At 67.4% G+C, this 23,587-nt stretch carries 18 protein-coding genes, 1 tRNA gene and 1 pseudogene; 10 read left to right on the forward strand and 10 right to left on the reverse strand.

All coding sequences use genetic code 11. The annotated features are described in order from the left end of the window. Window positions 1-20 precede the first annotated feature (20 nt). The 5 genes from BAY61_RS07370 to aceE form a co-directional block, all read right to left on the reverse strand. Window positions 21-998: a beta-ketoacyl-ACP synthase III gene (locus BAY61_RS07370; protein ID WP_091800196.1), complete on the reverse strand. Its 978-nt coding sequence runs from the start codon at window positions 996-998 to the stop codon at window positions 21-23. Then, the gene (locus BAY61_RS07375; RefSeq protein WP_170140071.1) at window positions 995-1,894 is read right to left on the reverse strand and encodes an ACP S-malonyltransferase; all 900 of its coding nucleotides are present in this window, start codon (window positions 1,892-1,894) and stop codon (window positions 995-997) included. The genes BAY61_RS07370 and BAY61_RS07375 overlap by 4 nt, the downstream gene beginning before the upstream one ends. 198 nt (window positions 1,895-2,092) lie before the next feature. Continuing rightward, window positions 2,093-3,295: a PucR family transcriptional regulator gene (locus BAY61_RS07380; RefSeq protein WP_091800200.1), complete on the reverse strand. Its 1,203-nt coding sequence runs from the start codon at window positions 3,293-3,295 to the stop codon at window positions 2,093-2,095. A 221-nt stretch (window positions 3,296-3,516) separates the two neighbouring features. Next, window positions 3,517-4,740, reverse strand: coding sequence for an alpha-hydroxy acid oxidase (locus tag BAY61_RS07385; protein WP_091800881.1), 1,224 nt, complete (start codon window positions 4,738-4,740; stop codon window positions 3,517-3,519). A gap of 121 nt (window positions 4,741-4,861) precedes the next feature. Beyond that, window positions 4,862-7,687 carry a pyruvate dehydrogenase (acetyl-transferring), homodimeric type gene (gene aceE / locus BAY61_RS07390; RefSeq protein ID WP_091800203.1) on the reverse strand — a complete coding sequence of 942 codons (2,826 nt, stop codon included), beginning with the start codon at window positions 7,685-7,687 and terminating at the stop codon, window positions 4,862-4,864. A gap of 556 nt (window positions 7,688-8,243) precedes the next feature. Here aceE and BAY61_RS07395 point away from each other — a divergent pair. The 6 genes from BAY61_RS07395 (at window position 8,244) to BAY61_RS07420 (ending at window position 12,228) form a co-directional block, all read left to right on the forward strand. After that, entirely contained in the window at window positions 8,244-8,669 is a 426-nt protein-coding gene (locus BAY61_RS07395) for a DUF3052 domain-containing protein (protein WP_091800206.1), read from the forward strand. A 100-nt stretch (window positions 8,670-8,769) separates the two neighbouring features. Beyond that, window positions 8,770-9,231, forward strand: a complete 462-nt coding sequence (locus BAY61_RS07400) for a peroxiredoxin (RefSeq protein WP_091800208.1) — start codon at window positions 8,770-8,772, stop codon at window positions 9,229-9,231. A gap of 33 nt (window positions 9,232-9,264) precedes the next feature. Continuing rightward, window positions 9,265-9,336: transfer RNA gene (locus BAY61_RS07405), tRNA-Val, on the forward strand. A 94-nt stretch (window positions 9,337-9,430) separates the two neighbouring features. After that, window positions 9,431-10,366: a neutral zinc metallopeptidase gene (locus tag BAY61_RS07410; RefSeq protein WP_091800211.1), complete on the forward strand. Its 936-nt coding sequence runs from the start codon at window positions 9,431-9,433 to the stop codon at window positions 10,364-10,366. An 83-nt stretch (window positions 10,367-10,449) separates the two neighbouring features. Further along, window positions 10,450-11,565, forward strand: coding sequence for a sulfite oxidase (locus BAY61_RS07415; RefSeq protein WP_091800214.1), 1,116 nt, complete (start codon window positions 10,450-10,452; stop codon window positions 11,563-11,565). A gap of 90 nt (window positions 11,566-11,655) precedes the next feature. Further along, window positions 11,656-12,228, forward strand: a complete 573-nt coding sequence (locus tag BAY61_RS07420) for a DUF4383 domain-containing protein (RefSeq protein ID WP_091800216.1) — start codon at window positions 11,656-11,658, stop codon at window positions 12,226-12,228. 4 nt (window positions 12,229-12,232) lie between these two features. On the opposite strand, the gene BAY61_RS07425 is transcribed toward BAY61_RS07420, so the two are convergent. After that, on the reverse strand, window positions 12,233-12,985 hold the full coding sequence (locus tag BAY61_RS07425; RefSeq protein ID WP_091800219.1) for a PP2C family protein-serine/threonine phosphatase: 753 nt from the start codon (window positions 12,983-12,985) through the stop codon (window positions 12,233-12,235). 263 nt (window positions 12,986-13,248) lie between these two features. Between BAY61_RS07425 and dnaE the strand changes: the two genes are divergently transcribed. Both dnaE and BAY61_RS07435 read left to right on the forward strand, forming a co-directional pair. Further along, the gene (dnaE, locus tag BAY61_RS07430; protein WP_091800222.1) at window positions 13,249-16,812 is read left to right on the forward strand and encodes a DNA polymerase III subunit alpha; all 3,564 of its coding nucleotides are present in this window, start codon (window positions 13,249-13,251) and stop codon (window positions 16,810-16,812) included. Window positions 16,813-17,208: 396 nt separating this feature from the next. Further along, on the forward strand, window positions 17,209-18,684 hold the full coding sequence (locus tag BAY61_RS07435; RefSeq protein ID WP_245865896.1) for an MFS transporter: 1,476 nt from the start codon (window positions 17,209-17,211) through the stop codon (window positions 18,682-18,684). Window positions 18,685-18,997: 313 nt separating this feature from the next. Here BAY61_RS07435 and BAY61_RS07440 read toward each other — a convergent pair whose 3' ends face one another. The 3 genes and pseudogenes from BAY61_RS07440 to BAY61_RS33475 all read right to left on the reverse strand — a co-directional run bounded on the left by BAY61_RS07440 (window position 18,998) and on the right by BAY61_RS33475 (window position 20,638). Then, a complete protein-coding gene (locus BAY61_RS07440; RefSeq protein WP_091800225.1) occupies window positions 18,998-19,774 on the reverse strand; it encodes an SIR2 family NAD-dependent protein deacylase in 777 nt (258 codons plus the stop codon). A gap of 30 nt (window positions 19,775-19,804) precedes the next feature. Then, window positions 19,805-20,113, reverse strand: coding sequence for a hypothetical protein (locus BAY61_RS33470; protein WP_091800228.1), 309 nt, complete (start codon window positions 20,111-20,113; stop codon window positions 19,805-19,807). 25 nt (window positions 20,114-20,138) lie between these two features. Continuing rightward, a pseudogene (locus BAY61_RS33475) lies at window positions 20,139-20,638 on the reverse strand (Ig-like domain-containing protein). On the opposite strand from BAY61_RS33475, the gene BAY61_RS32780 reads away from it, so the two are divergent. Both BAY61_RS32780 and BAY61_RS07455 read left to right on the forward strand, forming a co-directional pair. Further along, window positions 20,567-20,869: a hypothetical protein gene (locus tag BAY61_RS32780; protein ID WP_143021348.1), complete on the forward strand. Its 303-nt coding sequence runs from the start codon at window positions 20,567-20,569 to the stop codon at window positions 20,867-20,869. The pseudogene BAY61_RS33475 and the gene BAY61_RS32780 overlap by 72 nt on opposite strands. 51 nt (window positions 20,870-20,920) lie before the next feature. Next, window positions 20,921-22,855, forward strand: a complete 1,935-nt coding sequence (locus BAY61_RS07455) for an acyl-CoA dehydrogenase family protein (protein WP_091800234.1) — start codon at window positions 20,921-20,923, stop codon at window positions 22,853-22,855. A gap of 10 nt (window positions 22,856-22,865) precedes the next feature. Here the strand turns inward: BAY61_RS07455 and BAY61_RS07460 are convergent, their stop codons facing one another. After that, complete coding sequence (locus BAY61_RS07460) at window positions 22,866-23,528, reverse strand: DedA family protein (protein WP_091800237.1); 663 nt, start codon at window positions 23,526-23,528, stop codon at window positions 22,866-22,868. Window positions 23,529-23,587 lie beyond the last annotated feature (59 nt).

Genomic DNA, 23,587 nt, shown 5'->3' on the forward strand with positions numbered 1-23,587 from the left:
GCCCGCCGAGGTAAGTGGTATCACGGGCAGATGATGACCTGGCCGGCGTAGGACAGTCCCGCGCCGAAGCCGACGAGGAGCACGACGTCGCCCTGCTTGACCTTCCCGGCCGCGCGCATGTGATCCAGCGCGAGCGGGATGGAAGCCGACGAGGTGTTGCCCGAGTACCGGATGTCGTCGGCGACGACCAGATCTTCCCTCGCGCCCTTGGCGCGCAGGCGTTTCGCGATCGACTCGACGATGCGCAGGTTGGCCTGATGCGGGATCAGAACGTCCACATCGGACAATGAGAGCCCCGCGGCCTCCACCGCCTTGATGGCGATTGGTGCCATTTGCGTGGTGGCCCACCGGAAGACCGACTGTCCTTCCTGGTGGATGTAGCGGTGATCGCGCATGTAGATCATGTCCACGTGATCGCCCGCGCTGCCCCATACCACGGGGCCGATGCCGGGTTCGTCCGCGGGTCCGACCAGCGCGGCGCCGGCGCCGTCGGCGAAGATGATCGCGGTCGAGCGGTCGGTGGGGTCGACGGCGTCGGTGAGTTTTTCGGCTCCGATCACCAGTACCTTGCGCGAGGAGCCCGACCTGACGAGGTCGGAGGCGAGACCGAGCCCGTAGCAGAATCCCGCGCACGCCGCGTTGATGTCGAAGGCGCCGGGAGCTTGGATCCCGATCCGGTCGGCGACCTGCGCGGCGGCATTGGGGATGGGGGAGGGCATCGTGCAGTTGGGCACGATCACCGTGTCCACTTCGGACGGATCGGTGCCCGCGTCGGCCAGCGCCTTCGCTCCCGCGGTGACGGCCATGTCGACCAGCAGTTCGTCCTTGGCCGCGAAGCGGCGTTCGACGATGCCGACCCGCTCCCTGATCCACTGGTCGTTGGTGTCCATCGTCTTCGCGAGATCGTCGTTGGTGACGACCGTGTCCGGCTGGGTACTGCCGACGCCCAGTATCCGCGTCGCCGCGGCTCCCTGCCGCAGCGTCAACGCAGGGCTCATCGCACGTCCTCCAGGTTGTCCGGTGTCTTCAGCGGGACGAACGTCGTGACCGTGCCCTTGAGTTCCCGCTTCACCAGGCCGGTGAGCGTACCGGCAGGCGGCAACTCCACGGTGCTCGTGACACCGAGCGAGGCGAGGCCGCGCATAGTCAGGTCCCAGCGCACCGGTCGGGTCACCTGGGTGACGAGGCGGTCGACGTAGTCGCGGCCACCGGTCACTACGGCGCCGTCCGCGTTGGAGAGCAGCGGCCTCACGGGGTCGTTCACGGCGAGTTCGGCGGTGTGCGCGCGCAGCGCGGCTTCGGCCGGCGCCATGTACCGGGTGTGGAAAGCCCCGGCCACCTTGAGCGGCCTGACCTTGGTGCCTTCCAGCGGTTCGGCGACGATGCGCTCGATGGCGGCTGCCGATCCGGAGGCCACGATCTGGCCAGCGCCGTTGCGGTTGGCCGCTTCGAGGTCGTGCCCGGCCAGCCAGGCGACCACCTGTTCCGGGTCGCCGAGCATGACGGCGGCCATGCTGGTGGGCTCGATCGCGCAGGCCTTCGCCATCTCGGCGCCGCGCAGCGCGGCGAGCGCGACCGCGTCGGCGGGGGTGAAGACACCGGCGACGGCGGCGGCGGCGAGTTCGCCGACCGAGTGTCCGGCGACGGGGGCGTCGGCGGGCACGGTCGCTGGCAGGTGCTCGGCGGTCAGCAGCGCGGCGGCGACGATGAGCGGCTGGGCGACCGCGGTGTCCTGGATCTCCTCGGCGGTGCCCTCCGTGCCGAGGTGGACGAGATCGAGCCCTGCCCGCTCCGACCACTCACGCAGGCGCTCGCGGGCGCCGTCGAGTTCGAGCCATGACGAGAGCATGCCGGGGGCCTGGGCCCCCTGTCCGGGACAGAGGAGGGCGATCACCCCTCAAGGGAACACGCACCGACGGTCTCCCCGGGATGCCGCCGAGTCACCAAGTCCGTCGCCCGACGTTGTGGGGAGGCTACAAACTCAGGCGGCGCCGGCGCGGGAGATGCAGGCCAAGCGTTGTCGGATTCGAGCATTTTCGGGTCGGCCGCCGAGGGTGCGAAGTGTGTGCCTGAGCACTATTTCGCCCTCCGCTCACCAGAGTCCGCGGGAGCGGGCGAGCCTGCCGACGGTGAGGGCGATCCTCAGCACGAGCGCGTCCCTCGGATCGCTGGCGTTGCGTCCGGTCAGTTCGGCGGCCTTGCGCAGCCGGTAGCGAACCGTGTTGGGGTGCACGAACAACAGTTTCGCGCACGCCTCCAGCACCCCGCCGCTTTCGAGATAGGTCTCGATGGTCTGCAACAGCGCGGGCCCCGCTTCTTCGAGCGGCCTCGCGATCTCGTCGATGAGTTGCCGTTCGGCCTCGGCGTCACCGGCCAGCGCCCGCTCGGGAAGCAGGTCGGCCGAGCGGGTCGGTCTCGGCGCGGCGGGCCAGCCGACGACGGCGCGCAAACCGGACAGCGCCTCGACCGCGCTGTGATGGGCGCCGGCGAGGTCGGGCATGGTGGGTCCGGCGACGACGGGACCCTCCGCGAACGCGGTCGACAACGTCGACAGGATGGTCCTTTCCTTTCCCGTGCCGTCGGTCGGGCCCGCGACGACGACGACCAGCCGGGAGCCCTGCACGCTGAGCAGCACCGGCCTTCCCGCCCTCGCCGCCCTGCTGCGCACCTCGAACACGACGGTGGGCGGATCGTCGGAAGGGGGATTGCCGACGAGCACCGTCGCGGGGGCAGCGGGGTCCCAGCCCAGCGCTGCGGCCCGCGATGCCACGGACTCCTCGGCGTCACCACGCACGATGCCGTCGACGACGAGCGCTTCGAGCCTGGCGTCCCACGCGCCGCGCGCCTCCGCGGCGGCGGCGTAGGAGTTGGCCGCGGCGAAGGCGACTTCCCTTCCGTAGCGGAGGATGCCCTCGGTGAGCGCTGCGCGCTCGCTCTCGTCGGCCGCGAACTCGGGCAACTGCTCCTCGAAGACCTCGATGGCCAGCCGGACGAGGCCGACGGTCTGTCTCAGGCTGATCCAGCGGGACAGTTCCCGTGGAGCGGTGCGGAACGCTTCCGTCGTGAGTTTGAGCGCTTCCTGGGAGTCCTGGAGCCAGCTCACGAAGCCCGCGGCGCCGGTCTGCGTGATCATCAGCACGCTCGCCCGCTGATCCGCGGGCAGCCTGCCGAACCACGAGAGCTGTTCCTCCATGGCCGTGACGCTCGCCTTGGCGAGCCTGCCGGAGGCCCGTTCCAGCTCACGCAGGGTCTTGGCGGAAAGCCCATGTCGTTTCGGGGATGCCTGGGATGCCATCGTAGTGCGATCCTACGTGGCCTCTTTCAGCGCGAGTCCGGGTGCGAGTCCGGCGCGAGCGCGCGTGGAAAAGGTCTGAAAATACGAGACCGCCCGGCGTGCTGCGGTTCTCGCAGCCGTCGGGCGGTCTCGTCTCCCCGGTCCCCACCGGTCATTCCACTATCGCCCAGTGGATCATCGTGCGCCAGGGGGCTCACCCGTTCGTGGGGCCTCTACCAGCACTAACGCAGGATTGCGTTGCTGGGAGACAGGTCGCTCACAGAGGCGACACCGAGCAATTGCATGGTGCGCACGAGCTCGGTGCGCAGGATGTCGACGGCGCGCTGGACGCCCCGCTCACCTCCGGCCATCAGGCCGTAGAGGTAGGCCCTTCCGATGAGGCACAAATCGGCTCCCATGGCCATCGCGGCGACGATGTCGCCGCCGGAGAGGATGCCCGTGTCGAGCCACACCTCCGCGTCGTCCCTGACCCCGTGGACGGCCTCCAGCGTGGCGGGCAGCAGCTCAAGCGGCGTCGGTGCCCTGTCGAGCTGCCTGCCTCCGTGGTTGGACAGGATGACGGCGTCGGCACCCGCCTTGACGACGTCGCGGGCGTCGTCGGCGTTCTGCACGCCCTTGACCACCAGCGAACCCGGCCAGCTCTCCTTCACCCAGGCGAGATCGTCGAAGTTCAGCGTCGGGTCGAAGATCTTGTCGATCAGATCGGCGACGGTGCCGCCCGATGTGCTGACCAGCGACGCGAACGCGAGTGGTTCCGTGGTGAGCAGGTTCATCCACCACGCGGGGTGCATGGCTCCGTCGAGGAACGTGCGGGGAGTCAGCGTCGGCGGGATCGTCAGGCCGTTGCGCACGTCGCGCATGCGCGCTCCGCCGACCGGGGTGTCGACCGTGAGCAACAGCGTGTCGTAGCCCGAATCCCAGGCCCTGCGCATGAGGTCGGCGCCGACGGCGCGGTCGTGCCACACGTAGAGCTGGAACCATTTGCGCGCCGACGGCGCGGCCTCGGCGACGTCCTCGATGGAGGTGGTTCCCATCGTGGACAGCGCGTAGGGGATGCCCTCGCGCTGCGCGACGCGGGCGACCGCGCGCTCTCCCTCGTGGTTCATCATGCGGGTGAACCCGGTCGGCGCGAACGCGAACGGCAGCTCGCCGCGCTTGCCGAGCACCGTGACGCTGGTGTCCACTTCGGACACGCCGCGCAGGATGTTCGGCCGGAATTCGACCCTCCGGTAGCCCTGTCTCGCCCTGCGCAGACTGTCTTCGAGCTCGGCGGCGCCGTCGGTGTAGTCGAACACCGCCCTCGGCGTGCGCTTGCGGGCCATCGAGCGCAGGTCGGCGATCGTGTGGGCGTTCGAGAGCCTGCGGTCGGTCGGGTTGAGCACGAAGGGCTTCGGCCGCAGGATCTCGGCGAGCTCGGCCGGACGTGGCAGCCTGCGCTTGGTCACGGTGTTCTCCTCACTTGCGGCCTTCACCCACCCGTATCAGGGATACCAGGGCGGGGGGCCGGCGGAAAGAGAACGGCCCGCTCCCCGCCTGGTGGCAGGGAGCGGGCCGTTCGCCTCGCGCCTATGCGACGCCGGAGTCCGACGTCTGCGGGCCTGCCGCGGCGACGTCGTGGATCTGGTACTTCTCGGCGGCCTCGACGACCTTCGCCTGGTCGATCTCGCCACGCCGCGCCAGTATCGTCAGCGCGCCGACCGTGATCGACTGCGCGTCGACGAGGAAGTGCCTGCGCGCGGCGGGCCTGGTGTCGGAGAAACCGAACCCGTCGGTGCCCAGCGTCAGCATGTCGCCGGGAACCCAAGGCCGGATCAGGTCCGGCACGGCCCGCATCCAGTCGGACGCCGCGACGATGGGACCGTTGGCGTCCCGCAGAGCCTGGGTGACGTACGGGATTCTCGGGGTGTCGGCGGGGTAGAGGAAGTTGTCCCTGTCGACCTCGACGGCTTCCCTGCGCAGCTCGGTCCACGAGGTCGCCGACCACACGGCCGCCCGTACACCCCACTCGTCGAGCAGCATCCGCTGTGCCCGCAACGCGTCCGGCATGGTCACGCCCGACACCAGCAGCTGGACCTCCGGCCCTGCCGAATCACCGCCCTCCGGCGCGTCCGCGTACTTGTAGAGACCCTTGAGCAGGCCGTCGACGTCGAGATTGTCCGGCTCGGCTGGCTGCTGGTAGGGCTCGTTGTAGATGGTGATGTAGTAGAAGACGTTCTCCCCGTTGCCGTTGGGGCCCGTCTCGCCGTACATCCTGTGCAGGCCCGACCGCACGATGTGCGCGATCTCGAACGACCACGCGGGGTCGTAGGCGACCGCGGCGGGGTTGGTCGCCGAAAGCAGGAGCGAATGCCCGTCGGCGTGCTGAAGTCCTTCGCCGGTGAGCGTCGTCCTTCCCGCCGTGGCGCCGAGAACGAAGCCCCTCGCCATCTGGTCGGCCGCGGCGTAGAGCCCGTCTCCGGTGCGCTGGAACCCGAACATCGAGTAGAAGATGTAGACCGGGATCATCGGCTCGCCGTGCGTGGCGTAGGAGGTGCCCACCGCCGTGAACGACGCGGTCGACCCGGCCTCGTTGATGCCTTCGTGCAGCAGCTGGCCCTGCTCCGATTCCTTGTAGGCCAGCATGAGTTGCGCGTCGACCGAGGTGTAGGTCTGCCCCTGCGGGTTGTAGATCTTGGCCGTGGGGAACATCGAGTCGAGGCCGAAGGTGCGGGCCTCGTCGGGGATGATCGGCACGATGCGCGAGCCGATCTCGGCGTCCTTGGCCAGCTCGCGGACCAGCCTGACGAACGCCATCGTGGTGGCGACCTCCTGCTTGCCGGAGCCCTTGCGCACCGCCTCGTACACCGAATCGCCGGGCAGCACGAGCGGCTTGGCCTTGGCGCGGCGTTCGGGGACGAAACCGCCGAGCGTCTTGCGCCTGCCGAGCAGGTACTGGATCTCGGGGGAGTCCTCACCCGGGTGGTAGTACGGCGGCAGCTTCGGGTCGCGCTCCAGTTGCTCGTCGCTGATGGGGATGCGCTGCGAGTCGCGGAACAGCTTGAGGTCGTCCAGCGTCAGCTTCTTCATCTGGTGCGTGGCGTTGCGGCCCTCGAAGGCGGGGCCGAGGCCGTAACCCTTGATGGTGTGGGCGAGGATCACCGTCGGCCTGCCGTGGTGCTCCATCGCCGCCTTGTACGCGGCGTAGACCTTGCGGTAGTCGTGCCCGCCGCGCTTGAGGTTCCAGATGTCGGCGTCGGTGAGGTCCTTCACCAGCTCCTTCGTGCGGGGATCCCTGCCGAAGAAGTGCTCCCTGACGTAGGCGCCGTCGTTGGCCTTGTAGGTCTGGTAGTCGCCGTCTGGCGTGGTGTTCATCAGGTTGACCAGCGCGCCATCGCGGTCGGCCGAAAGCAGCGAGTCCCACTCGCGGCCCCAGATGACCTTGATCACGTTCCAGCCCGCACCCCGGAAGTAGGCTTCGAGCTCCTGGATGATCTTGCCGTTGCCGCGAACCGGACCGTCGAGCCGCTGCAGGTTGCAGTTGATGACGAAGGTCAGGTTGTCGAGTCCCTCGCCCGCGGCGACGTGGATCAATCCGCGCGACTCCGGCTCGTCCATCTCACCGTCGCCGAGGAACGCCCACACGTGCTGGTCGCTCGTGTCCTTGACACCCCGGGCGTGCAGGTAGCGGTTGAACCTCGCCTGGTAGATGGCGTTCATCGGGCCGAGCCCCATGGACACCGTCGGGTACTCCCAGAAGTCCTGCATCAGGCGCGGATGCGGGTAGGAGGGCAGGCCCCCTCCCTCACCGGCGTGCGAGTACTCCTGCCGGAACCCGTCGAGCTGGTTCTCGTTCAGGCGTCCTTCGAGGAAGGCGCGCGCGTACATCCCGGGGGAGGCGTGGCCCTGGAAGAAGACGTGGTCGCCGCCGCCGGAGTGGTCCTTGCCCCGGAAGAAGTGGTTGAAGCCGACCTCGTAGAGGGCGGCGGAGGAGGCATACGTCGAGATGTGCCCGCCGACGCCGACACCGGGACGCTGAGCCCTGTGCACCATGATCGCCGCGTTCCACCTGATCCAGGCGCGGTAGCGACGCTCGATCTCCTCGTCACCGGGGAACCACGGCTCGTTCTCCGTGGGAATGGTGTTGACGTAGTCGGTCGCGGTGAGTGGCGGAACGCCCACGTTGCGTTCCCGTGCGCGTTCCAGCACGCGCAACATCAGGTATCGTGCCCGCTGCTGGCCACCCGTCGCCAGCGCCGCGTCGAAGGAATCCAGCCATTCGGCTGTCTCTTCGGGGTCGATGTCGGGCAGATGCGCCGCCAGTCCGTCGCGGATGACGCGAACTCGCGCCGGTGCGCCATCGCCGGAAGCGCCGGCTCCCGCGCCGCGCTCGGCCTTGTCGTTCTGGGGGGCCAAGGGATCTCCTCGCCGATTGTGTCTTGGGTGATGCCTGGTATTGCCGGTTTTCGCTGTTGTTTCCGCTGTGTCGCGAAATTGTTGCTGACCTGTGTGACGCTGTCTGACGTTGTCGTGTTGCCGCCCTGTCGCTCGCCGTCGCGGCGGGCGCGCCCTGGCGTGTCGTGCCGCCCTGCCTGCCATCGTCGTCGCAATCAGGGCATTCGTCACCACTACCGGGCGGTAACCTCCATGCCGGAGCCACGCGCCGCGTCCGGCCTGGTTAGGCCGCCGCGAGCGCTGGTCCCACCCTAGTTGAGTGCGGAGGGCAGGTTGCCGGTGTGGCCGCGCTACCGGGGTAATCGCTGCTGAGGCCCACCGTGATGGGCGGGTATTTCGCTCGCGGAGCGGGGCGGCCGAGGCTACGCTGCCGGACACGAGTTGCCGTCAATCCGGTGTGGACGGTTGCGCCGCAGGCCCCGTCAGTGTTCGCTAAGCCCATCCATGTTCATAGAGTGGGCTCGTCGGTCAAGCACGTGACGTGCCGCACGCCAGTTGCCGTTGGAGGAGTGAAGTCGTGGTCGCCGCGGGAGACGCTGAACAGCACAGCGTCGCCGAGAGGCTTGGGATCAAGCCGGACATGGTGGTCCAGGAAATCGGCTGGGACGAGGACGTCGATGACGATGTGCGGTCCGCGGTCGAGGAGCACACAGGCAATGAATTGCTGGACGAGGACGCCGATGAGGTCATCGACATCGTGTTGCTCTGGTGGCGTGAGGGGGACGGCGATCTCGGCGACGCGCTTGTCGACGCCAGGGCGCCACTGGACGAGAACGGCGTCATCTGGGTACTGACTCCCAAGACCGGCCAGCAGGGACACGTCGAGCCGAGTGACATCGCCGAGGCGGTACCGACCGTCGGGCTGTCGCAGACCTCCAACCTGAGTGTGGGGGAGGCGTGGATGGCGACCCGGCTCGTACCGAGGTCGAAATCACGTCGCTGACGGCATGGTGGGCACGTGTGGCCCTTCCGTGCCCGCGATAGGGTTGTCCGGCACACACGGTTTTTCACGCCGGACGACCTAGCGGGAGAGGAAACTCGGTATGGCGGTCGAGGTCGGACAGCAAGCCCCGGACTTCACGCTCAACGATTACAACAAGCAGGAAACCACGCTGTCGTCCTTCCAGGGGGACAAGCCGGTTCTGCTTGTCTTCTACCCGTTCGCGTTCAGCGGAATCTGTCAGGGCGAGCTCTGCCAGTTGAGGGACGAGTTCGCGGAGTACGACAACGAGGGCGTTCAGGTCCTCGGTGTCTCGGTGGACACGCCGTTCTCGCTCAAGGCGTGGGCCGAGCAGCAGGGCTACCAGTTCCCGCTGCTCTCGGACTTCTGGCCACACGGTGAGGTCGCGCGGTCCTACGGCGTCTTCAACGACAAGGCCGGGCTCGCGCTGCGCGGCACCTTCCTCATCGACAAGGAAGGCGTCGTACGGTTCGCCGAGGTCAACCAGCCGGGTGAGGCTCGGGACCAGCAGGCGTGGAAGAAGGCGGTCGCCCAGCTCGGCTGACCTTCTTCGGGCGGCACGACAGTGCCGCCGTCAGGGCGCATAGCTCAGCGGAAGAGCACCTCCCTTACAAGGAGGGGGTCGCAGGTTCGAACCCTGCTGCGCCCACAGTTGTTCTCGATCGGCCCCGACGCCGCGCTCCGGCGGCTACGATGCCGGTCGACCATCACAAGACGCACCGCTTCACTCCACGAAGGCTGCCGTGAATACTGCTGGGGACGATGCCGAAAAGGCCGCCTCTCCGCCTGCCCGCTCCAGGACCGGTCCGGCCGGAAGGTGGTGGCGCACGGGGCTTCCGCTCGTGGTCACCTTGCTGCTCGTTGCCGGTGTCGTTGTCGTCGTCGCCGGTGTGCACGGCAGATCGGCCGACAGCGCGGCGAGGAACACGACCGGCGCGGGCAGCGGCGAAGGCGGGCGACGGAGCAACAACGGGCTGCCGGATGGCGTCGAGACGGTACGAGACCTGCCGTTGCTGGCCGACGGAGCGGCCGTGCCCGCGCTCGGCTGCGAGTTGCCGGAATTCAGCACCGAACCTCGGCGGCTGAGCGAGTACTACCTCGCCGAGCTCGACTGCCTCGAAAAGGCGTGGGCACCGGCGCTGGCCGAGGTCGGCATTCCGTTTCTCAAGGTGAACCTCCGGCTGGACGACGAACCGGAGACCGCGTGCGGGGCACTGCCGCCCTCCGACGAGGCGACCGGCCTCTACTGCCATACCGATTCCACGATCTACCTGCCGAGGGCCAGGATTCTCGACTCGCTCGGTGAGGTCGAACAAGCACATCTCGCGACCGTCGCCCACGAGTACGGCCACCACGTACAGCGGATGGCGGGTGTCTTGGACGTCGTCAACGCCGAACTCGCGGACTACGAGGAGGCGGGCCCCGAGGATCGCGCGCTCAACAGGAAAGTGGAGTTGCAGGCCAACTGCTTCGCGGGCATGTTTCTCGCGGCGGCCGGTGGAAACGGGTCGGTGAGCACGGCGACGGCGGAGGCGGCCGTCGCCGATTTCGAGAACTGGGTGGACAGCGAGACCCACGGTTCGAGCGCGACCCAGCTCCACTGGGCCGAGGCCGGTTACGCCGCGCGCGACACATCGGCGTGCGACACCTGGAACGGCGATCTGGGTAGCACCGACTAGCGACAACGGCGCGATGCGCAACCGTGGAAAACCCGGTTCTGCCGAGGGTGCCCGGCAGGCGGCCGGGGGTGCATCCTGACGGGATGAACCCGAAGCTCTCGGACATCAGCCTCCCCTCGCGGCTGGCAGCCGAAGGGGAGGGCATCGGCATGGAGGAGCTGGCGCTCGCGGCCCGCAACCATGGCCTTCCGCTGGAGGCTTTGCGCCACGACGTCACTCCCCCCGGACTGCATTACCTGCTGACGCATTACGACATCCCCCACGTCGACCCCGGCATGTGGTCGCTGAGGGTGGGTGGCCTCGTCGGCACCCCGCTCGCGCTGACCCTCGACGAGCTGAAGGCGATGCCCTCCCGCACGGTGCGCGTGACGATGGAGTGCGCGGGCAACGGCAGGGCGGCGCTCGTCCCGAGGCCGGTGAGCCAGCCGTGGCTCGTCGAGGCCGTCGGCACCGCCGAGTGGACGGGCGTGCCGTTGCGGGACGTGCTCGAACGGGCGAAGCCAGGCGAGGACGGGGTCGACGTGGTGTTCACCGGGGCTGATCACGGTATCGAGCGTGGCGTCGAGCAGGACTACCGGCGTGGGCTGCCGCTCGCCGAAACGCGCGGGGAGGACGTGCTGCTCGCCTACGCGATGAACGGAGCGGATCTGCCGCCGCAGCACGGTTTCCCGCTGAGATTGATCGTGCCGGGCTGGTACGGCATGGCGAGTGTCAAGTGGCTGTGCGACCTGGAAGTGACCGGCAGCGCCTTCACCGGCTTCCAGAACGCCGTCGCCTACCGGGTTCGGCACGGCGAGGACGAGGACGGCGAACCGGTGTCCTGGATGGCGCCTCGCGCGCTGCTGATCCCTCCCGGCTTCCCCGACTTCCTCTCCCGGCACCGGATCGTGCGGCCCGGAACGGTGGAGCTGGCGGGAAGGGCGTGGTCGGGCAGGGCGCCGGTGAGCGAGGTCGAGGTCAGCGCCGACGGCGGCGAGCACTGGTGGAGTGCCACCCTGGCCGCTGAGACAGGACACCGGTGGGCGTGGCGACGCTGGACTACGACCTGGGAGGCGCGGCCGGGCCAGCACGAACTGTCCGTGCGGGCCGTCGACGGATCAGGAAACGGCCAGCCCGCACGGCAGGCGTGGAACAGGCGAGGTTTCGCCAACAACGCCGTCCACCGCGTGCGGGTGACCTGCCTCGCCGACCAGGGCTGACCTGCGGTTCGGCTCCGCGTTTGCGGGCAGGTGACCGGGGTATCCGGCGGGGAAACCGACGGCTGTCACGTTCCGCATGAGGAGGCGATCATGGATCGTCCGACACAAACACAGGTCAGGGTCTCGGGCTTCCAGCCGGCGCAGCTTCTGGCAGGGCTGGTCGGCCTGGTGTACCTGGCCTTCGGCATCGTCGGCCTCGTCATCACGGGGTTCGGTGGTTTCACCGCGGCCCAGCACAGCATGCTGCTCGGCTTCTCGGTGAATCCGCTGCACAACGTGGTGAGCATCGTCGTCGGTGTGCTCGGCCTGCTGTTCGCGACGAGGTCGGGGCTTGCCCGCACGTACGGCTGGCTGCTCTTCCTCGGCTTCGGCGTGCTGCTGGTGTGGGGGATGGCGATCACGGGTGTGTTCTCCAGCAACCCGGTCAGCGGGCTCGGCAATCCGCTCGCGCTCAACACGGCCGACAACTGGCTGCACCTCGGCACGGCGCTCGTCGGGCTGCTCATCGCCGTGCTGCCCGCGCGCAAGCGGATCGTGCAGACGACCGACCCGGGCGCGGCCTCGGCGGACCTCGGCGCGACCCGTACCGACGTGGCCGCCGACCAGCCGGTGCAGGACCGGCCCGCTCACCGCAAGGTGTGGCGAAGGGGTGCGGCCACCTGACCGCTCACTCGCCGAGGAACGCCACGACACACGTGATGTTGTCGGGGCCGCCACCCTCGTTGGCGAGGTCGATGAGGCCGCGAACGGCTTCGAGGGGATCGGCGGCTGAATCGAGCAGCTCGCCGATTTCCTCGGCGGTCGCGACATCGGTGAGCCCGTCGGAGCACAGCAGGTAGCGGTCACCGGGCAGCGCGGTGTGCAGCGAAAGGTCGGGTTCTCCCGCCGATCCGGCGAGCAACGCTCTGATCAGCACCGAGCGGCTCGGATGCCGGGCAGCCAGTTCGGCGGGGATCTGGCCCTCGTCGACGAGAGTCTGGACCATCGTGTGGTCCTTCGTCAGTTGCCGCAGCTCGCCGTCTCTGCGCAGGTAGCACCGCGAGTCGCCGATGTGCGCGAGACCGAAGGTGGTGTCTTGCCACAACATCGCCGTGAGCGTGGTGCCCATCCCGGCGAGTTCCTCGTCGTCGGCGACTTTCGTGTTGAGTCTCGCCGCCGCGACGGCCACCGCCTCGCCCAGTTCGGCCAGCAGGTCAGGTTCCTCGCTGTCCGCGCCGCGTGCGGAGAGCCGGTCGTCGAGTTCCCTGATCGCGCCGATGGCTTCCGCGCTGGCCACCTCGCCCGCGGCGTGGCCACCCATCCCGTCGGCCACGGCGAGCAGCCTGCCGGTGGCGTACGCGGAGTCCTCGTTGGCGCTGCGCCGCTGCCCGACGTCCGAGCCCATGGCGTAACGGAGCTCGGGCGCCTCGTCGTGTGTCATGCGAGCAGTGAACCATTGGCCGGTACCCGGTGACATGGCCTGCCCGTTCTCAAGGGTGTGAGCATGGCCGCTAGTCGGTCTCGGCGCCACCCCGTGGAGTGATGGACCGGGCGGGCCGGGCCCTCCCGTGCCCTCCCGCGGGCGTGAGCCGTTCGCCCGCCCGCTGCGGCAAGTCTCCTCCGGTTCTGTCGGAGGGGCGGGCTAGGGTGGGAGCCCTGTAGTCAGGGCCGTCGGTCAAACCGCTCAAGGGGAGGTTTTCGCTGGTGTCGAACGATTCTTTCGTCCACCTGCATGTGCACACCGAGTATTCGATGCTCGATGGTGCGGCGAAGATCGCTCCGTTGTTCGCCGAGGCGGCGCGGCTGGGGATGCCGGCGGTGGGGATGACCGACCACGGGAATATGTATGGTGCTGATGAGTTTTATCAGCAGGCCGTGCGGTCGGGCATCAAGCCGATCATCGGTATCGAGGCGTATATCGCGCCGGAGTCGCGATTCCACAAGAAGCCGGTGTTCTGGGGGCAGGCGAATCAGCGGGGCGCCGATGAGTTCGGTGAGGGCGGCGACGTTTCGGGTGCGGGTTCGTATACGCACATGACGATGCTGGCCGAGAACGCGACGGGGTTGCGTAATCTGTTCAAGCTGTCGTCGTTGGCGAGTATTCAGGGGTATTACCGTAAGCCTCGGATGGATCGCGAATTGATCGCGGAGAATGCCGAGGGCATCATCGCGACGACGGGGTGCCCTTCGGGTGAGGTACAGACGCGCTTGCGGTTGGGGCAGAAGGACGAGGCACTGCGGGCCGCCGCGGATTACCGGGACATCTTCGGTCCGGACAATTTCTTCCTGGAATTGATGGATCACGGGTTGCCGATCGAGCGGTCGGTCCGTGAGGGTTTACTTGAGGTGGGGCGGCAGTTGAATTTGTCGCCATTGGCGACAAATGATTCGCATTATGTGACGAAGGATCAGGCTGATTCGCATTCGGCGTTGTTGTGTGTGCAGTCTGGTAAGACGCTGTCGGATCCGAATCGGTTCAAGTTCGATGGTGATGGCTATTATCTGAAGGCCGCCGCGGAAATGCGGGAGTACTGGGATGTCGAGGTTCCCGGCGCCGCTGATTCGACGTTGCTGATCGCGGAGCGGGTGACCTCGTACGAGGAGGTCTACGCGCACAGGGACCGGATGCCGAAGTTCGCGGTTCCGGAGGGGTTCGACGAGGCGAGCTGGCTGCACAAGCAGGTCATGGCCGGTCTCGAATGGCGTTTTCCCAATGGTGTTCCCGAAGGCTATGTCGAGCGGTGCGACATGGAGCTGGAAGTCATCGTGGGGAAAGGGTTCCCCGCCTACTTCCTCGTCGTCGCCGACCTGATCAACTACGCGCGCGGTGTCGGCATCAGGGTGGGGCCGGGCCGTGGTTCCGCCGCGGGGTCCCTCGTCGCCTACGCGCTGGGTATCACCAACCTCGACCCGATCCCGCAGAAGCTGCTCTTCGAACGGTTCCTCAACCCCGAGCGGGCCTCGATGCCCGACATCGACATCGACTTCGACGACCGCAGGCGCGGCGAGATGGTGCGCTACGCCACCGAGAAGTACGGCGCCGACCGGGTCGCGCAGGTGATCACCTTCGGCACCATTAAGACGAAGGCCGCGATCAAGGACTCGGCGAGGGTTCACTACGGCCAGCCCGGCTATTCGATCGCCGACCGGATCTCGAAGGCGCTGCCGCCGCCGATCATGGCAAAGGACATTCCGCTCGCCGGGATCGTGGATCCGGAGCACGAGCGGTTCGGGGAGGCCGCCGAGGTGCGGTCGCTGGTGGAGACCGACCAGGAGGTCTCCACGATCTTCAACACGGCCAGGGGGCTTGAGGGGCTGATTCGCAACGCGGGTGTGCACGCGTGCGCGGTGATCATGTCCAGTGAGCCGTTGCTGGACGCGATTCCGCTGTGGCAGCGGGACGACGGTTCGGTGATCACCGGCTGGGATTACCCGTCGTGTGAGGCCATCGGCCTGCTGAAGATGGACTTCCTCGGGTTGCGGAATCTGACCGTCATCGGGGACGCCATCGACAACGTCAAGGACAACCGAGGCGAGGACATCGACCTCGACACCCTCGACGTCGACGATCCCGAGACGTACAAGCTGTTGTCCCGTGGTGACACGCTCGGGGTGTTCCAGCTGGACGGCGGGGCCATGCGCGACCTGCTGCGCAGGATGCAGCCGACCGGCTTCGACGACATCGTGGCCGTCGGCGCGCTGTACCGGCCGGGTCCGATGGGCATGAACGCGCACAACGACTACGCGGACAGGAAGAACAACCGGCAGCAGGTCAAGCCCATTCACAAGGAGCTGGCCGAGCCGCTGAAAGAAATCCTCGCCGACACTTATGGTCTGATCGTCTACCAAGAACAGATCATGCACATCGCCCAGAAGGTCGCCGGATACACGATGGGTCGCGCGGATGTGCTGCGCAGGGCGATGGGCAAGAAGAAGAAGGAGGTCCTCGACAAAGAGTTCGAGGGGTTCCACGCCGGTATGCGCGACAACGGCTTCTCCGACGAGGCCATTCAGGCGTTGTGGGACACGATTCTGCCGTTCGCCGGGTACGCGTTCAACAAGTCGCACGCCGCCGCGTATGCCCTGGTGTCCTACTGGACGGCGTATCTGAAGGCGAACTACACCGCCGAGTACATGGCCGCGTTGCTGACCTCGGTCGGGGACAACAAGGACAAGTCCGCGGTGTACCTGTCGGAATGCCGCCGCCTCGGCATCAAGGTGCTCCCACCGGACGTCAACGAATCCGGCCAGCGCTTCGCCGCCGTCAGCGACGACATCCGCTTCGGACTCGGTGCCGTCCGCAACGTCGGCGCCAACGTCGTCGATTCGATCATCACCACCCGCAACACCAAGGGCAAGTACTCCACCTTCACCGACTTCCTCGACAAGTCCGAACTCGTCGCCTGCAACAAACGCGTCATCGAATCGCTCATCAAGGCAGGCGGTTTCGATTCCCTCGGCAACACCCGCCTGGCCATGGTCCAGCAGCACGAAGACGCCGTCGACGCCGTCGTACCCCTCAAGCGGCAAGAAGCCATGGGGCAATTCGACCTCTTCGGCACCACCGACGACGCCGATCCCACTCCCTCGGCTTCACCGCTGGCCCACCTCAAATTCGGCGACGACGAATACCCCCGCAAACAACTCCTCGCCTACGAACGCGAGATGCTCGGCCTCTACGTCTCGGCCCATCCCCTCGACGGCGCCGAGCGCATCCTCCGCAAACACGCCAAACGGCCCATCGCCGCGATCCTCGCCGACCCGCCCAAAGAAGGCGAGATCGAAATCGCCGGCCTCATCACCACTCTGGAGCGCCGCGTCAACAAAAAAGGCGAACCCTGGGCCATCTGCACTGTCGAAGACATGGACGCCTCCATGGAAGTCCTCTTCTTCCCCAAGTCCTACGCCCTGTTCGCCGCCGACCTCATCGAAGACAACGCCATCGTCGTCAAAGGCCGCGTCAACTGGCGCGACGACAAGATGTCGGTCTTCGGCGGTGCCCTCGTCCCGCTGGATCTGTCCACCGTCACCTCCGACGACGAAGATCCACCCCTGCTCCTGCTCGCCTCAGCCGACAAAATCAACCACAGCATCGTCACCGAACTCAAACAAACCCTCCAAGCCCACCACGGTGACACCCCGGTGCACCTGAAGCTGATGGGCAAGCAACGGGAAACGGTGTTCGCGCTGTACGACTATCCGGTCAAGGTCACGTCGATGCTCATCGGTGAACTGAAGGGCATTCCGGGTATCACGGCGAGCACCTGATCGGCGAGTACCGCCCTGACATCGTGCGCGGTGGCGCCAGGTCGTATCTGATGAACCTCTGCTGTGCGAGCGGGGATCAGCGTGGTACCTCGCAAGGCTGTGTAGGACTGGGAAGTCCTCGTACCGGGTTGTACCCGGGTTTTCCGGCAATGCGGCGAGGGGCCGTGCTGGTCTCGCTGGTCTCGCGCGGCAGGCTACGGGCTTGTCAGATACGACCTGGGGCGTCACAGCCCCACCCGGCCCAGAGTGAAGCAAGGGAGCTTTGCTGTCGTTTTCCGGCAGTAAAGCTCCCTTGCTTCTGCCTGTCGCCCGCCGGGTGCCCGTTGGCGGCGGTGGCACCGATCGTGGCGCGGGTTCGGCAGGAAGCCTCGCCACGTACTCAATACGGTGGTAGGGGTGACGACCGTCGATCCGTACGTGCCCGACCCGCGCCGCTGGCGTTCACTCGCGGTCACGCTCACCGCGGGATTCATGACGCTGCTGGACGTGAGCATCGTCAATGTCGCCCTCCCCTCGATCCAGGCGGGCCTTGGCGCGTCGGTCGCCAGCGCACAGTGGGTGATCGCCGGGTACGCGCTGACCTTCGGGCTCGTCCTCGTCGCGGGAGGGCGGCTCGGCGACACCGTCGGCAGACGGCGCATGTTCCTCATCGCGTTGTCCGCCTTCGTGCTGACGAGCGCGCTCGCCGGTGCGGCGACGAGCGAGGAGATGCTGGTCGGCGCGCGCCTGCTGCAAGGCGTCGCCGCCGGCCTGCTGACCCCGCAGAACACGGGCCTGATCCAGGAACTGTTCCGAGGCGCCGAACGGGGAAAGGCGTTCGGCATGTTCGGCACCACGGTGGGCCTTTCCACGGCGGTGGGCCCCGTGCTCGGCGGGCTCATCATCGCCGCGTTCGGCGCGGAGAACGGCTGGCGCTGGGTGTTCTACGTCAACATCCCGATCGGTATCGTCGCGCTCGTACTCGCCGCCAGGCTGCTGCCCCCTAGGAAACGGCAGCGCACACCGATCCGTTCGCAACTGGATTTCGTCGGCATGGCGCTGCTGGGGCTGACCGTCGCCGGAGTGCTGTGGCCGCTCGTGCAGTCGGAGCAGGGCGGGCTGGGAACCCTGTGGTGGCTGTTCCCCATCGCCGCCGTACTCGGGATTCTGTTCGTGCGCTGGGAATACCGCATGGTGCGGCGAAACAGGGCCCCGTTGCTCGATCCGAGGCTCTACACGCAGACCCCCGGCTATGCCACGGGTGCGGGTATCGCCGCGATCTACTTCAGTGGTTTCACCGGCATCTGGCTCGTGTTCGCGTTGTTCTTCCAGCGGGGCCTCGGTTACACGCCACTGGAATCCGGGCTCGTCGTGACACCGTTCGCGCTCGGTTCGGCCGTGTCCGCCGCCGTGGCGGGCAGGCTGGTGAGCAAATGGGGCAGGAAGCTGACCCTGACCGGACTGACCATGGTGGTGCTCGGACTCGGAGCCATCGCGCTGATCGTGCCGTACGTGCCGCACTCGGCGATCCCGTTCGCCGTGGCCGGTCCGCTGCTGATCGCCGGAATCGGTGGCGGGCTGGTGATCTCCCCGAACACCACGCTGACCTTGGACCGGGTTCCGACGCGGATGGCAGGCGTCGCGGGTGGCGCTTTGCAGACCGGGCAGCGCATCGGCACGGCCATCGGGGTCGCCGTGCTCGCGTCGGTGTTCCAGTCCGCGTTGCTGTCGACGGACCAGAACTATCCGGTTGCGCTGGCCTGGGCGATGGTGTGTGCGGTCGCGCTGACGGTGGCCGCGCTCGTATTGGCAGTGCTCGACTCGCGGTGGCATCCTCACCGACGTCTCACCGAGTCAACACGAAGCGTTACCGATGCTGGTCCATTTGAGTGACGTTGAGTCGCGGCGACTGGTGTTACGCAGAGCGACCAGGTAGACGTTAGGTTGCCCTCGATGAGGTATTTTCGCTACCCAGTGTGGCGATTCGGTGCGTAAACCGGGGATGGGACGAAGATCGAGTTACGACTCAAACATATCCGAATCCGGCAAACCAGATACGCAGGGTAATCCTCATCGTCACGTCACCGGCGGCCGCGGGGGATCGAGCGGCGACGTGCGGGCACATGTCCGGGTGGGCCCCGAAGGAAGGGGCGGGGCCCACCCGGACCGGCGCGCCGGTATCCGGCAGCGACGGGATGGCCGAGATCTACTCCCCGTGCCGGTCCGGTACGAGCGCGGGAAGTACCTCGCCGAGCGGCCCGCGCAGCACCGAGGCGGCCACGTCGTCGTAGGGCGTCTCCGACGCGTTGCACACGATGACCGTCGCTCCCGCGTGTGCCGCGGTGCCGACGAGACCCGCCGCGGGGTGGACGGTGAGCGAACTTCCGGCGGCGAGCAGCAGATCGCAGGACAGCACGGCCGATCTGGCGCGGTCGAGCACGTCGACATCCAGTGCCTGCCCGAACGAGATGGTCGCCGACTTGAGAATGCCACCACATTCGGTGCACGGAGGATCGGTTTCGCCTGCTCTGACCCTCGCGAGCGCCTCCCGCATGTCCCCGCGGTCCCCGCAGCCGAGGCAGGCGGTCTCGAACATGGTGCCGTGCAGTTCGATGACCCGCTCCGGTGAGGAGCCCGCCTTGTGGTGGAGGCGGTCGATGTTCTGCGTGACGACGGCGTTCAGCTTGTCCGCGCGTTCCAGCTCGACCAGCGCGGCGTGCGCGGCGTTGGGGCGCGCCGACCAGCCGGGATGGTCGAGGCGAGCCTGCCAGCTCCGCTCGCGGACCTCCCTGCTCGCCGTGTAGTCGTGGATGTTGGACAACTTCTCCGCTGCCGGATCCCTCGTCCACACGCCGTTCGGGCCGCGAAAGTCCGGGATTCCCGAGTCGGTGGAGATGCCGGCCCCGGTCATCGCCACGATGCGGCTCGCGCCCGCGACCAGCTCCCGTGCGTACTCGACGCGCGCGCTTTCTCGCTGCTCCATGCTCACCATGATGCCGCGTGCCTACGCCGGTCAGTGCACTGCGGAACCCGCCTGCCAGTCGGGCCAGGACAGCGACCAGTCGCCGTAGGTGTCCCACACCGGCAGCGGCGGGCCGCCGGAGTTGGTCACCTCGACCACGTCGCCGAGGCCGAAGTGATCGAAGAACGTTGGAACTTCCCTGTTCGCGACGCTGCCCGGGTTCTCGTGGACGAACTCGCCGTCGTTGGAGATGCGCGGCGACCAGCGTTCCTCCGGGCGGTAGTACTCCGGGTCACCGGGACAGACACCGTAGGTGCGCGAATCCATCGTGTCGCTGCTGGCGTCCTTCGAGGAGATCACGTGCGCGCCGCGATGGGTATGCTTTTCACCTGTTCGCCGTTGTGGAGATTGTCATGCTCGCGGTGTTTCCGTCGGTTTTGGCCACCCAGGAATCGTGTACCCGGTCCGTTTCGGTGAGGCCGGTGGAACCGTAGATGGTGTCTCCGAAATCAATTCCGTAAATCTTCGCCGATACGGTCAGCGTGGTACCCGGCTGCCGGTGGTCCTTCGGCCGGTAGTGCACGTGCTCGTCGTCCATCCAGTACGTTCCGAGGTGACCGGCAGCCGCTTCTCCACCGCCGCCTTGTCTCGTACCGGCTGGGTGAACTGGAAGACGATCGGTTGCCCGATGCCGACCCCAGTCGCGGCCGTGGAATCCGGCGAGGGGATGAGCTGCGGCTCGGCTTGCGCTCGTGGAGTGAGGGTCCTGATCGCGGCACGCCGATCTACCGGTTTTCCGTTGTCCCCGTTGGCATGAGCGACGATCCGGTAGGTGCTGCGGTAGCCGAGCGCCCCGTCGCGCCCGCGTCGTCGATCGTGACCGATGGCGCGGCAGGCTCGTCCGCCTTCGTGCCCGAGATAGACACGGTGGGTGGTGTGGTGCCGCTACGGGAAACGAGCGCGAGCGCCGGAACGACCGGAAAGGGTAATGTCTTCTTGGGAAACATTCTGTTCCTGTTTTTTGCAGAATGGAGATCCCGTTGGGTGAGAATCTACGATTCGTTCCGCGCGCCCCTCTCGTGGTCACGGCACGGGTTTCGGATCCGCTACCGATGAGTAACACTGGTCGTAGGTGAACCAGCAGAGCCGACTCGACGAGGAGGGGCCATGGTCGACCAACCGCAGGTCACGGAGAAGGAAGCCAGGGCGGTCGCTGAAGCGGCGAGGGAGAGCGGCTGGGACAAGCCGTCCTTCGCGAAGGAGCTCTACCTCGGCCGGTTCCGCATGGACCTCGTGCACCCTCACCCCAGGGCCGATCCGGCCGACGCCGCGAAAGCGGAAAAATTCCTGACCAGGCTCGGCAGCTACTGCGCGACGCTCGATCCCGCCGTCATCGAGCGGGAGGCCCGCATTCCCGACGACTACGTCAAGGGACTCGCCGAGCTGGGCTGCTTCGGTATCAAGATCCCCGAGTCCTACGGCGGTCTCGGGCTCAATCAGGTCGCCTACAACCAGGCACTGATGATGGTGGGTTCAGTGCATTCGACGCTGAGCGTGCTGCTCTCGGCGCATCAGTCGATCGGGGTTCCGGAACCGCTCAAACTCGCGGGCACTCCCGAGCAGAAGGCGCGCTTTCTGCCGCGCTGCGCGAAAGGCGCGGTCTCGGCGTTCCTGCTGACCGAACCCGATGTCGGTTCCGATCCGGCGCGGCTCGCGACCTCGGCGACCCCGGTCGAGGACGGCGAGGCATACGAGCTCGACGGCGTGAAGTTGTGGACCACCAACGGTGTCGTCGCCGAATTGCTGGTCGTCATGGCGCGGGTGCCGAAGAGCGAGGGGCACCGGGGCGGGGTCACCGCGTTCGTCGTCGAGGCCGATTCGCCGGGCATCACCGTCGAGCGCCGCAACGCGTTCATGGGCTTGCGTGGCATCGAGAACGGCGTCACCCGCTTCCACAAGGTCAGGGTGCCGAAGGCCAATGTCGTCGGCGGGGAAGGAAAAGGGCTCAAGATCGCGCTGGCGACGCTCAACACGGGCAGGTTGTCGATCCCCGCCTCATGCGCAGGTGCGGGCAAGTGGGCGCTCAAGATCGCCCGCGAGTGGTCGTCGCTGCGCGTGCAGTGGGGAAGGCCGGTGGGCGCGCACGAAGCGGTCGCCCGCAAGATCTCGTTCATCGCGGCGACGACCTACGCGCTGGAAGCCGTCGTCGAACTCTCCGCGCACATGGCAGACGAGGGACGCAACGACATCCGGATCGAAGCCGCGCTCGCCAAACTCTGGTCAAGCGAGATGGCCTGCACGATCGCCGACGAACTGCTCCAGATCAGGGGCGGAAGGGGATACGAGACGGCGGAGTCGCTTGCCGCGAGAGGTGAGCGCGCCGTTCCCGTCGAACAGCTGCTGCGAGATCTGCGCATCAACCGGATTTTCGAGGGCTCGACCGAGATCATGCACTTGCTGATCGCGAGGGAAGCCGTCGACACGCACCTCGCGGCGGCGGGCGCGCTCGCCGACACCGACGCCGCCCTTTCGCTCAAGGCTTCCGCCGCGGCGAAGGCGAGCGGGTTCTACGCGAAGTGGCTGCCGCAGCTGGTGACGGGAAAGGGACAGGTGCCATCCTCGTTCCGCGAGTTCGGGCCACTCGCCGAGCACCTGCGGTTCGTCGAGCGCGCCGCCCGCAAACTGGCGAGGTCGACCTTCTACGGCATGGCCCGCTGGCAGGCCGGCCTCGAACAGCGGCAAGGGTTCCTGAGCCGCATCGTCGACATCGGGGCCGAGCTGTTCGCCATGGCTGCTACCTGTGTGCGGGCCGAGATGCAGCGGTCGGAGGACGCGGAGCAGGGCGCGGCGGCCTACGAACTGGCCGGGGTGTTCTGCGAACAGTCCCGGCTGCGCGTGCGGGCGCTGTTCGACGCGCTGTGGAACAACACCGACAGGGCCGACACGAAGATCGCGAAAGCGGCGCTGGAAGGACGGTTCAGCTGGCTCGAGGAAGGCGTGCTCGATCCGAGTGAGGGCACCGGTCCCTGGATCGCGGACTGGAAAGCGGGAGCCAGCGACAGCGACAACGTCGCCCGTCGCTATCTGCCGCCGACGGCGTAGTGCGTTCGGGTCAGCTCACCGGGCCGACGGTCTCGTCCTGCTCGCCGCCCGGCTTTTCCTTGGCGCCGAGAGTCTTCTTGCGCTTGTACCTGATGAGGAAGAACACGGCCACGACGGCGAGTGCCCCGACGACGATCATGCCGCCGGTGCTGAGCGCGCCCTCGACCTTCCTCGCGGCTTCGCCGAGGGCGGCACCGATGCTGATGTGCAGCAGTGACCAGGCGACCGCGCCGCTGATCGCGGCGGGCAGGAACTTCCGGTAGGCGAGACCGGACGTGCCGGCCGCCGCGGGGGTCAGCGTGCGCACGACGGGAAGGAACCGCGCGAAGAACACCGCCCACGCGCCCCTGCGTTGCAGGATGCCGGTCGCCTTGTCCCACGCGTCGACGCCGTAGCGCTGGATGAGCTTCGTCTCGCGCAGCCGGGGCCCGAACCGCTTGCCGATCGCGTACCCGATGGAGTCACCGACGACGGCGCACACGCTGACCACGGCCCACAGGATCAGGAACCGGGGTGCCGTCGTCGCCGTCGTCGACGCGATCAGCAACCCCGATTCGCCCGGCGCGATGAAACCGAGCCCGATCGTGCATTCGAGGAGAACGAGCAGGCCCGTCGCACCGACCAAAGCTGGCTGAGGAAGGCTTTGCAGCCAGTTGAGCAGATCGGTAACCACGAGCGTCCCCTTGTGAGCCTGTGAGCTTGTCGTCCCGTGGCCGCGCGTTCGGCCACGCC

The sequence above is a fragment of the Prauserella marina genome (genome assembly GCF_002240355.1).
Taxonomy (GTDB): domain Bacteria; phylum Actinomycetota; class Actinomycetes; order Mycobacteriales; family Pseudonocardiaceae; genus Prauserella_A; species Prauserella_A marina.

Coding starts and splice junctions, on each gene's coding strand:
- BAY61_RS07400 (WP_091800208.1), top strand. CDS start 8,770: ATGGCGGTCGAGGTCGGACAGCAAGCCCCGGACTTCACGCTCAACGAT.
- BAY61_RS07370 (WP_091800196.1), bottom strand. CDS start 998: ATGAGCCCTGCGTTGACGCTGCGGCAGGGAGCCGCGGCGACGCGGATA.
- BAY61_RS07415 (WP_091800214.1), top strand. CDS start 10,450: ATGAACCCGAAGCTCTCGGACATCAGCCTCCCCTCGCGGCTGGCAGCC.
- BAY61_RS07425 (WP_091800219.1), bottom strand. CDS start 12,985: ATGACACACGACGAGGCGCCCGAGCTCCGTTACGCCATGGGCTCGGAC.
- BAY61_RS07440 (WP_091800225.1), bottom strand. CDS start 19,774: ATGGAGCAGCGAGAAAGCGCGCGCGTCGAGTACGCACGGGAGCTGGTC.
- BAY61_RS32780 (WP_143021348.1), top strand. CDS start 20,567: ATGAGCGACGATCCGGTAGGTGCTGCGGTAGCCGAGCGCCCCGTCGCG.
- BAY61_RS07380 (WP_091800200.1), bottom strand. CDS start 3,295: ATGGCATCCCAGGCATCCCCGAAACGACATGGGCTTTCCGCCAAGACC.
- BAY61_RS07455 (WP_091800234.1), top strand. CDS start 20,921: ATGGTCGACCAACCGCAGGTCACGGAGAAGGAAGCCAGGGCGGTCGCT.
- BAY61_RS07420 (WP_091800216.1), top strand. CDS start 11,656: ATGGATCGTCCGACACAAACACAGGTCAGGGTCTCGGGCTTCCAGCCG.